The following is a 13,474-nucleotide window of genomic DNA, read 5'->3' as shown; positions in this document are numbered from 1 at the left end:
CGCGGGCGACCGCAGCCGAACGAGTGCGGCGCAACCTGCATGACCCGCGCGGTCCGCGCAAGCTCCCGCAGCGAGCGTCAGCGGTGCGTCAACCGCCGGTCGAAGCGCATCATCAGCGCGTTGCAGGTCACCGCGAAAACGGTCAGCAGCAGGGCGATCGCCATGATCGTGTCGATCTGGCCGAGGTTGATCGCCCCGGTCAGCAGGAAGCCGAGGCCGCGCTGCGAGGCGAACATCTCGCCGATCAGCACGCCAAGCAGCGTCAGCGAGAAGCCGAGCCGAACGCCCGAGATGATCTCGGGCAGGATCGCCGGCATGATCACGGTGAAGGCGTTCTGCGAGGGCGAGAGCCGCATCACCTGCGACGTCCGGCGGTAGACCGGCTTCATCTGGCGGATCGCGTTCATCGAGAACAGCGTGATCGGGATCAGCCCATGCATCACGCCGAAAGCGATCTTGGCGGAAATACCGAGGCCGAAGCAGAGCAGCACCAGCGGGTACAGCACGACCTTGGGGATCGAGTAGAGCGTCGTCAGGATCGGCTCGGCGACATTGCCGGCGAGCTTGCGCACGCCGAGCACGATGCCGAGCGCGATGCCCCCGAAGAGCGAGATCGCGAAGGCGGCGACGAAGGCCCGCATCGTCTCGGAGACGTTGAGCCAGAACTCGCCGGTCGCAAGCAGGGAAGCGAGCTTCGTGACCGTCGCCGCCGGCGAGGCCAGCGAAGAGGCGCCGACCAGGAGATGCAGGCCCTGCCAGAGCACGAGAAGAGCGAGGAGCACGAGGAACGTGCCGGCGGATCGTGGCATGAGAGCAGTCATGGCGTCACCGCTGCCTGCGCGCCTGGAGGCGCCGGTCGATCACATTGAGGAAGGTGTTGACGACGGTGACGACGATGAGGACGAGCAGCATCAGCGCGTACATGTGCCCGTTCTCGAACAGGTTGTAGGCATAGGCGATGGCATAGCCGACGCCGGCGCCTGACAGGATGAACTCCGAGGCGATCACGCCGATGAAGGAATAGGCGACCGAGAGCTTGACCCCGGTGAAGAGGTAGGGCGTCGCCGCCGGCAATTCGATCAGCAGCGCAGTCTTGACCCGCGACATCCGGTAGATCTGGCCGGTCTTGCGCAGCACGCGCGGGATGCGGTCGAGCCCGTTCAGCGTTGCGGTCACCATCGAGACGATGGCGAGCAGCACCGCGATCGCGATGATCGAGGCCGAGCCGACGCCGAACAGGGTGATGAAGATCGGATAGAAGACGAAGGTCGGGACGGCATAGTAGCTCGCCAGCAGCGGCTCGATCGCGTCGCGCAGGCCCGGCAGCGAGTAGATGATCACGCCGGCTGCGAAGCCGAGCAGGACAGAGAGCACGGTCGAGATCGCGATATTGGTGAAGGTGATCGCGATATCGGCCGAGAACTGCCCGGAGGCGAGGATCTTGCCGAGCTCGACCACCATGTCGGATGGAGCGATCATCACCATGCGCGGGATGATGCCGACGCGGCAGAGCGCCTCGACCAGCAGGATCATCGCGGTGACGACTGCAACGCGCAGCCATTTCTCGGACATGGCTCAGGCCTTTCCGGCCGACATGATCTTCAAGGCCTCGATCCGGAGCTTTTCCCAGAGGCGGGCGGTGATGTCGCCGAAATGCGGGGTCGAGACGACGCGACTGTCGCGGTCCCGCTCCCAGCCGGTTTCGACGAAATCGATGAAGGTACCGGGCCGGGTCGACATCACCCCGACGCGATCCGACAGCATCGCCGCCTCGTCCAGCGCGTGAGTGATCAGGAGCACGGTGGCAGAGGTCTCGCGCCAGAGGCGCAGCAATTCGTCGCCCATCAGCAGGCGGGTCTGCTGGTCGAGCGCGCCGAAGGGCTCGTCGAGCAGGATCAGGCGCGGTTGCATCACCAAAGTGCGGGCGATGCAGACACGCTGGCGCATGCCTCCGGAAAGCTGGGCCGGATAGGAGGCGGCAAAGTCCTTCAGCCCCATGAAGCCGACGGCGTAATCGACGCGTCTGTTGATCTCGGCCGGATCGACCCCGGCCCGGCGCAGGCCGAAGGCGACATTGTCGCGGACATTGAGCCAGGGGAAGGAGGCGTCCTCCTGGAAGACGACGCCGACGCCGTCGGGCACGCCCTGAATGGGCTTGCCTTCGAACTCGGCCGTGCCGGCCTGCGGGGCGCTGAGGCCCGCGAGGATGTCGAGCAAGGTCGACTTGCCGCAGCCGGACGGGCCGACCACCGAGAAGAACTCGCCCTTGGCCAGATCGAGATCGACCGGGCCAAGCGCATGCAGGGTCGATTTCGGGAGGTCGAAGACCCGGGTGACGCCGCGCAGCCTGGCATGGGCCGGGGCGGCGGCAGCCTGCGGCGCGAGCGGCACGATCTTGGCCCCCGATGCCGCGCTCATTGCTTCGCCTGGAGGTCGGCGGGCAGGTAGGACTTGTCGAGCACGGCCGACCAGTCGACGTCGCTCTTGACCTCGCCGATCAGCTTCAGGCCCTCGACCATGCGGTTGAGCTCCTCGACGTTGAACTCGCCCTCGCTCCACATCTTCGGCGGGATCATGTTGTCGACGGCTTCCTTGGCGATCGGCGCGTCGAGCTTGTAGAGCTTCTCGATGATCTTGGCGGTCTCGGCCGGGTCCTTGTAGATCGCCTGCACGCCGGCGCGGCGGCCGGCGATGATCGCCTTGAGCTTCTCGGGATTCTCCTGCGCGAATTTGCGCGTGGTGATGCCGACCGAGGTCGTCATCGGCTTCAGGACGTCGCCGGCCTTGTAGAGCGTGCGGTACTTGTCCTTGCGGATGATCGAGAGCGGCTCGATCAGCACCGAGCCGACCACGGCGTTCTGCTCGAGCATGGTCAGCGCCGGGACATAGCCGCCGGCGGCGACGCGCTGGACCTTCGTCTGGTCGACGCCCTTCTCGCGCAGCACCATCAGCAGCAGCATTTCCGAGACGGACTTGGGCGAGGTGATCGCGACCTTCTTGCCGGCGAGGTCCTCGACGCCCTTGAGGTCGGAGTTCGGCATGACGACCATCGAGGCCTCGGCGACACTGCGCGTGCCGGTGTTGACGATGATCAGGTCGAGCCCCTGCGCCTTGGCAGCGAGCGCGGCCGAGACCGCGACCTCGCCATATGGCGTCGCGCTGGCAAGGATGTTGCGCACCGTGGTGCCGCCGCCGCCGGAGCCGATGATGCCGGTGATGTCGATGCCGGCCTGCTTGAACAGGCCCTTCTCCATCGCCACCGCATAGGGCGCGCCATAGAGGCTCGCACCCCATTGGGTGACCGAGATCTCCTCGGCGCGTGCAGGCGCCTGCAGGGAGAGGACAGCCGCAGCGGCGATGGCCGCGAGACGATTGAACGAAGTCAGGCCAAGCCAAGCGGTCATGTCACTCTCCCATTGTGGCAGGCCGCCGATCGTTATCGTTGCAGCAGGCCGGACTTTCACGTCCAAATTTCATTTGTATGCAAACAACGATCTCAACGGATTTCAAGCTTGTCAAGCGATTTGAGATCGACCACTTGCAAACTGCCTGCGGCAGCCGGGAGCGAGACTATCGCGCGTGATCTCGTTCGCAACTGCGAAGTGAAATGGCACTCGATCTCTGTCGCGCCGCGCAGATTCGACGAGAATTGAAGGAGTTGGGTCGACCACAGGCTCGATCGCAGCTTGGCATCGAGCACAGGCCAGGCCGCTCCCGACTCGCGACATCGTCGGTCGGTCGGTCACTGCTGCGGGAAACGGCAGGCTCGCCTCATTTGTATGCAAATGATCTGGAGTGACTATTTCGCCCCTCCCCAGCGCTGACGGCGCCGCCTTGTCGAAGGGATAACACGCCGGTCTCTCTTGCCCGACTCGACTCTGACGTGTCGTTAAGCAACCATAAGTTGCTGCCGGCTGCGGGAGCGCTCAGCTGCAACCCCGGGGGGATGGGGATGGAGGCTTTAGCTTGGCCGCGCGCCGGCGCCGGCGAGGTGCGTATGCTCGGCCTGCCCGCCGAGATCGCCTTCCTGGCCGACCATGGTGTGCCGCCCGCAGAGTTGCGGGAGGCCACCCGGCTCGCGGAGCGGATCGGCGTGTCGCCGAGCCGTCAGGTCATCGCCTCCGGCCTCGTCACCGAAGAGCAGTTCTACCGGGCGCTGGCTGTGGAGCTCGACCTGCGCTTCCAGCCGCGCGCGCCTCCCTTGCAGCCGGGCGGCGACGTCGCGGCGATCCTGCGCGAAGGCCTGGCCGCGACGCGTGTCCACCCCGAGAGTCCCCTGCGCTTCGCAGCCGCGCCACCGCCGGGCCCGGCCTTGCGACGCTTCCTCTCGGCCGGCGCCCGAGCTCGCGAGGATATCCTGGTGCTGCCTCCCACTGCGCTGGCGGCCGAGCTGCGGCGGACAAACGCCGGACCAATCACGCGCGCAGCGGCTTGGCTGGACGAGGCAGGCCGGCAGCGCTTCAGCGCCCGAACCGGCACAAACTGGCTGCAGAAGACGCTGGCCTTCATCCTGGTCGCCATTCTTTCCGTGGCCGGCACGCTCATGCCAACGCTGACCTTGATCGGCGTGATGCTAACGCTGGGACCGGTCTTCTTCGGTGCGGTGATCCTGCGCCTCGCAGCCCTGATGGAGACGCCAACCATCGATCTCTGGCGAGAGCACCGCTGGCAGATCGACGATAGCCGTCTTCCCGTCTACACCGTCGCTGTCCCGATCTTCGGCGAAGAGGCGGTGCTCGACCAATTGATCGGCGCGCTCGCCGCCATCGACTATCCGCCTGCCAAGCTCGACATCCGCATCCTCGTCGAGGAGGTCGACTGGCGGCTGCGCCGCGCCCTTTCGGCCTATGAACTGCCACCCTTCATGCAGGTCGTGGTCGTGCCGCGCGGCACTCCGCAAACCAAGCCGCGTGCGCTCAACGTCGCGCTCGCAGAAGCGCGTGGGGCCCTGTTCACCATCTTCGATGCCGAGGACATTCCCGAGCCGCGCCAGTTGCGCCTCGCCGCCGCCCGCTTCATGCGCTCGGATGAGGAACTCGTCTGCCTGCAGGCGCATCTCGTCATCGACAACACCGAGGACAGCTGGCTTTCCCGCTGCTTCGCGCTCGAATATGCTGGGCTGTTCGACGTGCTCAACCCCGGCCTGCTGCAATCGGGCCTGCCGATCATGCTCGGCGGCACCTCGAACCATTTCCGGACGCAGGCGCTGCGCGCCATCGGCGGCTGGGATCCCTGGAACGTCACGGAGGATGCCGATATCGGCTTCCGGCTCGTGCGCGCAGGCGGCTACATCGCCGACCTGCCGAGCCACACCCTCGAGGAAGCACCCGTCACGCTGCGCGCCTGGCTCAAGCAGCGCACGCGCTGGCACAAGGGCTACCTGCAGACGCTGGTCAGCCACCTGCTGCAGCCCGGCCGGCTGCTGAAAGAAGCCGGCCTCTTCAGCACGCTGACCTTTCTGGTGTTGGCGCTGGGAACCGTGCTGGGGAGCTTCTTCTATCCCGTGTTCGTCGCGGCAACCGGGACAGCCATGCTAAGCGGCTCGTTGCTGTCGCCGAATGGCCTCCTAGAGCTGCTCTTTTCGTCATTGGCGCTGGTGCTGAGCGTCAGCGGGATCTGCGTGGTCTTCCTGGTGCCGGCGCTCGGCGCCTGGCGACGCGGCGCACCCGGGCTCTGGCGCTGGCTGCCGCTACTGCCCGTCTATCATCTGCTGGCCTCGCTGGCAGCGTGGCTCGCCCTGTACGAATATCTCGACGACCGCTTCGGCTGGAACAAGACGGTGCACGGACTTGCCCGCTCGTCGCGCTATCGCGACCGGGCGCAGCCTACGGCACTCACAGATGACGCAGCCACTCCTGCGCCGCCTCTGCCGGCGGGCGCTCGATATTGAAGGCGCCGACGAAGCCGCCGTTCTTGTCCATCAGGTAGACCAAAGCGGTGTGGTCCATGGTGTAGTCGCCGTCCTTGAGCGGCACCTTGCGGGCATAGGCGCGATAGGCCTTGACCGTGGCGTCAATCGCGGCGCGCTCGCCGGTCAGCCCGACGATGCGCGGGTCGAATGAGCCGAGATAGCTCTTCATCGTCTCCGCGGTGTCGCGCTCGGGATCGACCGTCACGAAGAGCGCCTTGAGCTTCTCGCCCTTCGTCCCCGCCGCGCGCAGAACCTCCGAGATCTCGAACAGCTTGGTTGGGCAGATGTCGGGGCAATGGGTGAAGCCGAAGAAGACCAGGAAGGGCGCGCCGCGCAGGTCCTTGTCGGTCAGGGCCTTGCCCTCGGCGGTGGTGAGAGTGAACGGCCCGCCGACACTGGAAGCCAGGCTCTGCCCGCCCTGGCGGGAGGACGGCGAGAAGGTGATGAAGGCGGCGGCGGCGAGCGCGGCGGCACCGAGCAGGAAGACCAGCAGAGGCAGGAGCAGGCGGCGGTTCACGGGAAGACCCTCGAAGGCGAGTGGAACGCCGCTCAGAAGCAGGCGAGGAGCGCGGCGATCAGCCCGTCGGTGAACAGCCGATCGCCCTCGCGCCACCAGAGCAGCAGGCCGGCCGCCAGCAGGAGCCCGAAGCCACCGGCGACAAGCCAGAGGCCAGGCCGATGCGCCGCGGCGGCATCCTGAGTATCGGTCTGCGGAGCTACGCTCATCGGTACTATTTAGCGCCGCGGGCCACCAACCGGAAGCTGCGTTCATGCCGCAGGGATACTCCGACTTCGCATCTTCGCGACCCCACTTGGCGATCCCGCTCGGCCACCCCACATGACATCATAGGCGCACAGGCTGGCGCCCATCTCTGGCGTGGACGCGAAGAGATGAGTTGAGGACAGTTCGCGTTTGCGTCGGGGGGCAGGGCCCAGATGCCCGGCAGTCATCAAAGCGCCCCCTTATCGGCCAGGAACTTGCAAGTCTGTCTGCGGTTGATTGTTCAGGGGCACTGTCGGCAAAGCCGGCTTGCGCTGGAGGGCTACCACGATGGAACGAGACGGCGAGATCTTTCGCTTATTTTCTGAGGATTATCGAAGCTATTCGCAGGAGGAGATGAGCCTGCAGGAATACCTGCTGGCCTGTCGCGAAGACAAATCGATGTACGCTTCCGCCGCCGAGCGCATGCTCGACGCGATCGGCAAGCCGAAACTGTTCGACACCAGCCAGGACGAGCGCCTCGGCCGGATCTTCTCCAACCGGACGATCAAGATTTACCCCTCCTTCGCCGATTTTTTCGGCATGGAGGATACGATCGAGCGGATCGCCGGCTATTTCCGCTATGCCTCGCAGGGGTTGGAGGAACGCAAGCAGATCCTCTATTTGCTCGGCCCCGTCGGCGGCGGCAAATCCTCGCTGGCCGAGCGGCTGAAGAAGCTGATGGAGGAGCGTCCCTTCTACACGCTCAAGATCGGCGACCGGATCAGCCCGGTGTTCGAATCGCCTTTGGGCCTGTTCCGCCCGGAGCGCATGGGCGATCTCTTCGAGGACAAATACGGCATCGCCCGGCGGCGCCTGACCGGCCTGATCTCGCCCTGGGCGTCAAAGCGGCTCGACGAGCTCTCGGGCGACATCGCCAAGTTCCGCGTCGTCAAGCTGATGCCTTCGCGCCTGCGCCAGATCGGCATCGCCAAGACCGAGCCTGGCGACGAGAACAACCAGGACGTCTCGACCCTCGTCGGCAAGGTCGACATCCGCCAGCTCGAGAACTTCAGCCAGTCGGACCCGGACGCCTATTCCTACAGCGGCGGACTGAACCGGACGACGCAGGGCCTGCTCGAATTCGTCGAGATGTTCAAGGCGCCGATCAAGGTGCTGCACCCGCTGCTCACTGCAACGCAGGAGGGCAGCTACAACGGCACCGAGAACTTCGGCGGCTTTCCGTACCAGGGCATCGTCCTGGCCCATTCCAACGAGTCGGAATGGCTCCAGTTCAAGAACAACAAGAACAACGAGGCCTTCCTCGACCGCATCCTGGTGGTCAAGGTGCCCTATTGCCTGCGCATCACCGAGGAGCGGCAGATCTACGAAAAGCTGCTGCGCGAGAGCGAGCTCGCCGGCAGCCCGTGCGCACCGGAGGTGCTCGACCTGCTCAGCCGCTTCTCGGTCTCGACCCGGCTCAGCGAGTTCGAGAATTCGCCGCTCCACACCAAGATGCGCGTCTATGACGGCGAGAACCTGAAGGAGCTGGAGCCCAAGGCCAAGGCGATCCAGGAGTATCGCGATGCCGCCGGCGTCGACGAGGGCATGACCGGCGTCAGTACGCGCTTCGCCTTCAAGATCCTGTCGCAAACCTTCAACTACGACACCGAGGAGCTCGCCGCCGACCCGGTACACCTGATGTACATCCTCGAAGGGGCGATCAAGCGCGAGCAGTTCCCGAAGGAGACGGAGGCGGCCTATCTCGACTTCATCAAGTCGGAGCTGGCGACGCGCTATGCCGAGTTCATCGGGCACGAGATCCAGAAGGCCTATCTGGAATCCTATGGCGAATACGGCCAGAACCTGTTCGACCGCTACATCGCCTATGCCGACGCCTGGGTCGAGGACCAGGACTACAAGGATCCCGATACCGGCCAGATCCTCAACCGCCAGGTCCTCGACAACGAGCTGTCGCAGATCGAGAAGCCAGCCGGCATCGCCAATCCCAAGGATTTCCGCAACGAGGTGGTGAAGTTCACCTTGCGCGCCAGGGCCAGGAACAACGGCCGCAATCCGTCCTGGACCAGCTACGAGAAACTGCGCGAGGTGATCGAGAAGCGGATGTTCGGCCAGGTCGAGGATCTGCTGCCGGTGATCAGCTTCGGCTCCAAGCAGGACAGCGTGACCGAGAAGCGCCATCACGGCTTCGTGCAGCGCATGGTCGAGCGTGGTTATACCGAGCGCCAGGTCCGGCGCCTGGTCGACTGGTACATGCGCGTCAACAAGGCGGGCTGACCTCGGCGGGAGCCTGCCATGCCGATCTTCATCGACCGCCGCCTGAACCCGAAGGACAAAAGCCTGGGCAACCGCCAGCGCTTTCTGCACCGCGTGCGGGCAGAGCTGAAGCGCAGCGTCCAGGAGCAGATCCGCTCCGGCAAGATCGCCGATGCGGACGGGGAGCATGCCGTCTCGATCCCGGCGAAGGGCACGAGCGAGCCAAGCTTCCGCGACGCCAGGAACAGCGGCCGACGCCAGCATGTCCTGCCGGGGAACAAGCAGTTCTCGCCGGGAGACAAGATGCCGAAGCCGGGCGAGGGCAGCGGAGCGGGATCGTCCCCCGGACTGCAGGATTCCGAGGATGATTTCCGCTTCGTGCTGTCGCGCGAGGAGGTGCTCGACCTGTTCTTCGAGGACCTCGAGCTGCCCGACATGGTCAAGCTCGCCTTGAAGGAGATCCTCGCCTCCAAGCCGCGACGGGCCGGGTTCTCGACGGGCGGCTCGCCGACCAACATCAATGTCTCGCGCACCATGCGCAACAGCTATGGCCGCCGCATCGCCCTGCAGCGGCCCAAGCGCGCGGAGGTCGAGGCCATCCTCGCCGAGCTGGCGAGGATCGAGGCCGAGGGAACGGATACGGCCCGCGCCAAGGTCGCGGCCCTGCGCGCCGAGCTCGACCGGCTGGAGCGCCGGCGCCGGGTGATCGCCTTCGTCGACCCCGTCGACATCCGCTTCAACCGCTTCGAGGCGCAGCCCCAGCCGAATGCGAACGCGGTGATGTTCTGCCTGATGGATGTCTCCGGCTCGATGGGCGAGCGCGAGAAGGACCTGGCCAAGCGCTTCTTCGTGCTGCTGCACCTGTTCCTGAAGCGGCGCTATGACCGCACCGAGATCGTCTTCATCCGCCACACCCATACGGCGCAGGAGGTCGACGAGGACACCTTCTTCCTGAGCACGCAGAGCGGCGGCACTGTCGTCTCGACCGCGCTGGAGGAGATGCAGCGCGTCATCGCGCAGCGCTACCCCAGCAAGAACTGGAACATCTATGTCGCGCAGGCTTCGGACGGCGACAATTTCGCCAGTGATTCCGAGCGCTGCCTGCGCCTGCTCGATGGCGAGATCATGCGCCTGTGCCAGTACTTCGCCTATGTCGAGATCATCGACGAACGCGAGAGCGAGATCTTCGGCTCGACCGACAACGGCACCTCGCTCTGGCGCGCCTATCGCACGGTCAAGGAGCGCTGGCCGAATTTCGACACGACCCGCATCGCCAAGGCTGCCGACATCTACCCGGTTTTCCGCCAGCTCTTCACCCGGCAGCCGGCGCGGCCGCGCAACTGAAGGGAGCGCCGATGCCCAGGCACGCGCACCGATCCGATCTGCTATTCACCGGCTCGGACTGGAATTTCGGAACCTTGTCGCATGCCTACGACGTCATCGAGGCGGTGGCGAAGGAGGAGCTGCGGCTCGACATCTACCCCGTGCAGATGGAGGTGATCTCCTCCGAACAGATGCTCGATGCCTATTCCTCGATCGGCATGCCGCTGATGTATCGCCACTGGTCGTTCGGCAAGCACTTCGTCCATCACGAACTGCACTACCGCAAGGGCGGCCGCGGCCTCGCCTATGAGATCGTCATCAATTCCGACCCCTGCATCGTCTATCTGATGGAAGAGAACACCATGGCCCTGCAGGCGCTGGTGACGGCGCATGCGGCCCTCGGGCACAATCATTTCTTCAAGAACAACTATCTGTTCCGGCAGTGGACCGACGCCGACGCGATCCTGGGCTATCTCGATTTCGCCAAGAGCTACATCACCCGCTGCGAGGAGAAGCACGGCGTCGCGGCCGTGGAGGCCATTCTCGACGCCGCCCACGCGCTGATGGACCAGGGCGTGTTCCGCTATCGCCGCCCGCCCAGACTCTCCTCCGAGAAGCAGCGCGAGGGCTTACGCGAACGGCTGGAATATGAGGAACGCTCCTATAACGACCTCTGGCGGACGCTCCCGCGCCAGGCGGATGGCAGCAAGGCGGCGGCAGCGGACAATGCGGACCTGATCGCCGAGCGGAAGAAGGCGCTCAACCTGCCCGAGGAGAACCTGCTCTATTTCCTGGAGAAGACCAGCCTGATCCTCGAGCCCTGGCAGCGCGAGATCCTCAGGATCGTCCGGGTGATCGCGCAGTATTTCTATCCGCAGCGGCAGACGCAGGTGATGAACGAAGGCTGCGCCACCTTCGTGCATTACACGGTGATGAATGCGCTGTTCGATCGCGGCCGGATCGGCGAAGGCGCCATGCTGGAGATCCTGCGCAACCATTCGAACGTCGTCTTCCAGCCCGGTTTCGACGATCCCCGCTTCTCCGGCATCAATCCCTATGCGCTCGGCCTCGACATGATGCAGGACATCAAGCGCATCGCGACCGAGCCGACCGCGGAGGATCGCGACTGGTTTCCCGAGATCGCGGGAAGCGGCGACTGGCGCACGATCCTGCTCGACGCCTGGGCCAACCACCGCGACGAATCCTTCATCCGCCAATATCTCAGCCCGGCCCTGATCCGGAAATGGCGGCTGTTCCTGCTCTCCGATGCGGCGAACGAGTCGTTCTACAGCGTGGCCTCGATCCACAACGAGCGCGGCTATCAGCAGATCCGCACCGCTTTGGCCCAGAGATACGACATCGGGGCGAACAATACGGACATCCAGGTCGTCGATGTCGACCTGCTCGGCCAGCGGCATTTGCGCCTGCAGCACAAGGTCCGCGACGGCATCGTGCTGGATGGCGGCAGCTGCGACGCGACCCTGCGCCATGTCCACCGGCTCTGGGGCTACGAGGTCAGCCTGCAAGGCATCGACGCGCAGACCGGCGCAACGGTCTATGAGCGCTCCAGCAGTCAGCTGGAGCAGTGATCGGCGGTGAAGGCCGCTATTGCGTCGGCAGGACCCGACCGGTCCGCAAGGCATGGGACCAGTCGGCTCGGCCATTGTCCCGCGCCCGCCTTGCCGCATGCTCCCAGTCATAGGCGACGGCGTAGTGCTCGATCTCGACCGAATCCGCCATCATCACCACGGCGAAGCGGGCATGCGGCGCGCCGCTCTCCGAGACATGGATGCGGGGCTCGTCGGCGTTGTAGGCGGGATTGCCGACGCTGCCGGGGTTGGCCACGACGGTGCCGTCATCGAGCCGCAGCAGGCGCGGCTGATGGCTGTGTCCGCACAGCACCACGGCGGGACGGATCGGCCCGAGCAAGTCTTCGACGGCGCCTGGACTGGCCGCAACCAGGCGTCCGCCTTCGATCGCATCGAGGAGATAAGTGTCGTCGTCCTTCGGGCTGGCATGGACGCAGCGCGCACCGCCGATTTCGAGCTCGAAGGGCAGGCCGGCCAGCCAGTTGCGGGCATCGGCATCGAGATTGCGCCAGGCGAAGCTGTCGGAGGCGCCGAGGCCGTCCGGCGAGGCCGCGCCAAGCGCCCTGTCGTGGTTGCCGCGGACATGGCTCATCGGGGTGGCACGCAGGAGCCGCACGGTCTCCGCCGGCCAGAGCGGGCCCGAGGCGCAGTCGCCGAGATTGACGATGCGATCGACGGAGAGTTCGGCAAGCCTGGCGAGCACGGCTTCAAGCGCCGGCAGGTTGCCGTGCACGTCTGCGATGACACCTAGCCGCATGTCGCAAATCCCGAATCTGCAGCCGGTCTTGCGCCAGCCAACCTTGTGATGACGTGTCCCGGGCCTCGCGCCAAGGCCCCGGACGTCATGGCTTCGACGATACGATCAGCGGATCAGTGCCCTGACGCGGGATGAGACGAGGTCGGCGATCAGGACCATGGCGAGGATGACGAGGATGCAGGTCGCGGTGTCCTGGTACTTGAACAGCTTCATCGAGGAGACGAGCTCGAAGCCGATGCCGCCGGCGCCGACCATGCCGAGCACGGTCGATTGGCGGACATTGGTCTCGAGGCGATAGAAGATCGTCCCGAGCCAGGCCGGCAGGACCTGCGGCAGCACGCCGAAGAAGAAGGTCTTGAACGGGCCGACCCCGGCCGAGCGGAAGGCCTCCAGCGGCCCCTCGTCGATATCCTCCATCGCCTCGGCGAAGAACTTGCCGAGCATGCCGGCGCCATGGATCGCAAGCGCCAGCACGCCGGCGAAGGGGCCGAGCCCGATGGCGGCGACGAAGATCAGCGCCAGGATGATCTCGTTGATGCCGCGCATGCAGTTGAGCAATTGCCGTGTCGCATGGAAGACGACCGGGCTCGGGCTCAGATTGCGTGCCGCGAAGAAGCAGACCGGCAAAGCGATGACGACGCCGAGCAGCGTGCCCCAGACCGCGACCTGCAGGCTTTCCAGAGCCGGTTGCCAGAGCCGCTCGAGGAATTCCGGATTGGGCGGCATCATCCGGACGAGGAAGTCCACCATATAGGGGAGGCCGTTCCAGAGGTTGCTGGCGTTGATCTGGGAGCCGAGCGCGGCCCACCACAGGAAGACCAGCGCGGCGAGCGTGATGGAGCCGACACCCCACCAGCCGAAGCGGCCTTGCGGGGGACGAAGGACGAGTTGCAGCGTTCCGAACGACATGGCTTGCC

The 13,474-nt window shown here is 65.4% G+C and carries 12 protein-coding genes; 4 read left to right on the top strand and 8 right to left on the bottom strand.

Going from position 1 to position 13,474, the window contains the following annotated elements; all coding sequences use genetic code 11:
• Window positions 1–77 precede the first annotated feature (77 nt).
• From GV161_RS11335 to GV161_RS11320, 4 genes are read right to left on the bottom strand one after another with little or no spacing between them, the layout of a single operon-like run.
• Window positions 78–821 (bottom strand): ABC transporter permease subunit, encoded by a 744-nt coding sequence (locus tag GV161_RS11335; protein WP_201304306.1) that lies wholly within the window; start codon window positions 819–821, stop codon window positions 78–80.
• Window positions 822–825: 4 nt separating this feature from the next.
• On the bottom strand, window positions 826–1,572 hold the full coding sequence (locus tag GV161_RS11330; RefSeq protein ID WP_152016173.1) for an ABC transporter permease subunit: 747 nt from the start codon (window positions 1,570–1,572) through the stop codon (window positions 826–828).
• A 3-nt stretch (window positions 1,573–1,575) separates the two neighbouring features.
• Window positions 1,576–2,418 (bottom strand): ABC transporter ATP-binding protein, encoded by an 843-nt coding sequence (locus GV161_RS11325; protein ID WP_152016174.1) that lies wholly within the window; start codon window positions 2,416–2,418, stop codon window positions 1,576–1,578.
• The gene (locus GV161_RS11320; RefSeq protein WP_152016175.1) at window positions 2,415–3,404 is read right to left on the bottom strand and encodes an ABC transporter substrate-binding protein; all 990 of its coding nucleotides are present in this window, start codon (window positions 3,402–3,404) and stop codon (window positions 2,415–2,417) included. Before GV161_RS11320 ends, GV161_RS11325 begins: the two co-directional genes overlap by 4 nt.
• 548 nt (window positions 3,405–3,952) lie before the next feature.
• Between GV161_RS11320 and GV161_RS11315 the strand changes: the two genes are divergently transcribed.
• A complete protein-coding gene (locus tag GV161_RS11315; RefSeq protein ID WP_159650223.1) occupies window positions 3,953–5,890 on the top strand; it encodes a glycosyltransferase in 1,938 nt (645 codons plus the stop codon).
• Here the strand turns inward: GV161_RS11315 and GV161_RS11310 are convergent.
• Window positions 5,835–6,428 carry an SCO family protein gene (locus tag GV161_RS11310; protein ID WP_244624187.1) on the bottom strand — a complete coding sequence of 198 codons (594 nt, stop codon included), beginning with the start codon at window positions 6,426–6,428 and terminating at the stop codon, window positions 5,835–5,837. The two genes, GV161_RS11315 and GV161_RS11310, sit on opposite strands and share 56 nt — an antisense overlap.
• Before the next feature lie 32 nt (window positions 6,429–6,460).
• Window positions 6,461–6,637 (bottom strand): hypothetical protein, encoded by a 177-nt coding sequence (locus GV161_RS31125; RefSeq protein ID WP_244624188.1) that lies wholly within the window; start codon window positions 6,635–6,637, stop codon window positions 6,461–6,463.
• Between the two features lie 325 nt (window positions 6,638–6,962).
• Between GV161_RS31125 and GV161_RS11305 the strand changes: the two genes are divergently transcribed.
• The 3 genes from GV161_RS11305 to GV161_RS11295 are packed head-to-tail and all read left to right on the top strand — an operon-like array spanning window position 6,963 to window position 11,800.
• A complete protein-coding gene (locus tag GV161_RS11305) occupies window positions 6,963–8,909 on the top strand; it encodes a PrkA family serine protein kinase (protein ID WP_152016178.1) in 1,947 nt (648 codons plus the stop codon).
• Between the two features lie 18 nt (window positions 8,910–8,927).
• Window positions 8,928–10,232 carry a YeaH/YhbH family protein gene (locus GV161_RS11300; RefSeq protein ID WP_152016179.1) on the top strand — a complete coding sequence of 435 codons (1,305 nt, stop codon included), beginning with the start codon at window positions 8,928–8,930 and terminating at the stop codon, window positions 10,230–10,232.
• Window positions 10,233–10,243: 11 nt separating this feature from the next.
• Window positions 10,244–11,800, top strand: a complete 1,557-nt coding sequence (locus tag GV161_RS11295) for a SpoVR family protein (RefSeq protein ID WP_152016180.1) — start codon at window positions 10,244–10,246, stop codon at window positions 11,798–11,800.
• 16 nt (window positions 11,801–11,816) lie between these two features.
• Here the strand turns inward: GV161_RS11295 and GV161_RS11290 are convergent, their stop codons facing one another.
• Both GV161_RS11290 and phnE read right to left on the bottom strand, forming a co-directional pair.
• Window positions 11,817–12,557 (bottom strand): metallophosphoesterase family protein, encoded by a 741-nt coding sequence (locus GV161_RS11290; RefSeq protein WP_152016181.1) that lies wholly within the window; start codon window positions 12,555–12,557, stop codon window positions 11,817–11,819.
• Window positions 12,558–12,662: 105 nt separating this feature from the next.
• On the bottom strand, window positions 12,663–13,466 hold the full coding sequence (phnE, locus tag GV161_RS11285) for a phosphonate ABC transporter, permease protein PhnE (RefSeq protein WP_152016182.1): 804 nt from the start codon (window positions 13,464–13,466) through the stop codon (window positions 12,663–12,665).
• Window positions 13,467–13,474: the final 8 nt, after the last annotated feature.

Origin of the sequence: Bosea sp. 29B (assembly GCF_902506165.1) — a bacterium.
GTDB lineage: Bacteria > Pseudomonadota > Alphaproteobacteria > Rhizobiales > Beijerinckiaceae > Allobosea.
The sequence above is the reverse complement of the archived record's forward strand: the minus strand, read 5'-3'. Positions and strand labels throughout refer to the sequence as shown.

What these genes read in the sequence shown, in the direction of transcription:
- GV161_RS11335 (WP_201304306.1), bottom strand. Translation starts at nt 821, where the DNA reads ATGACTGCTCTCATGCCACGATCCGCCGGCACGTTCCTCGTGCTCCTC.
- GV161_RS11330 (WP_152016173.1), bottom strand. Translation starts at nt 1,572, where the DNA reads ATGTCCGAGAAATGGCTGCGCGTTGCAGTCGTCACCGCGATGATCCTG.
- GV161_RS11325 (WP_152016174.1), bottom strand. Translation starts at nt 2,418, where the DNA reads ATGAGCGCGGCATCGGGGGCCAAGATCGTGCCGCTCGCGCCGCAGGCT.
- GV161_RS11320 (WP_152016175.1), bottom strand. Translation starts at nt 3,404, where the DNA reads ATGACCGCTTGGCTTGGCCTGACTTCGTTCAATCGTCTCGCGGCCATC.
- GV161_RS11315 (WP_159650223.1), top strand. Translation starts at nt 3,953, where the DNA reads ATGGAGGCTTTAGCTTGGCCGCGCGCCGGCGCCGGCGAGGTGCGTATG.
- GV161_RS31125 (WP_244624188.1), bottom strand. Translation starts at nt 6,637, where the DNA reads ATGAGCGTAGCTCCGCAGACCGATACTCAGGATGCCGCCGCGGCGCAT.
- GV161_RS11305 (WP_152016178.1), top strand. Translation starts at nt 6,963, where the DNA reads ATGGAACGAGACGGCGAGATCTTTCGCTTATTTTCTGAGGATTATCGA.
- GV161_RS11300 (WP_152016179.1), top strand. Translation starts at nt 8,928, where the DNA reads ATGCCGATCTTCATCGACCGCCGCCTGAACCCGAAGGACAAAAGCCTG.
- GV161_RS11295 (WP_152016180.1), top strand. Translation starts at nt 10,244, where the DNA reads ATGCCCAGGCACGCGCACCGATCCGATCTGCTATTCACCGGCTCGGAC.
- GV161_RS11290 (WP_152016181.1), bottom strand. Translation starts at nt 12,557, where the DNA reads ATGCGGCTAGGTGTCATCGCAGACGTGCACGGCAACCTGCCGGCGCTT.
- phnE (WP_152016182.1), bottom strand. Translation starts at nt 13,466, where the DNA reads ATGTCGTTCGGAACGCTGCAACTCGTCCTTCGTCCCCCGCAAGGCCGC.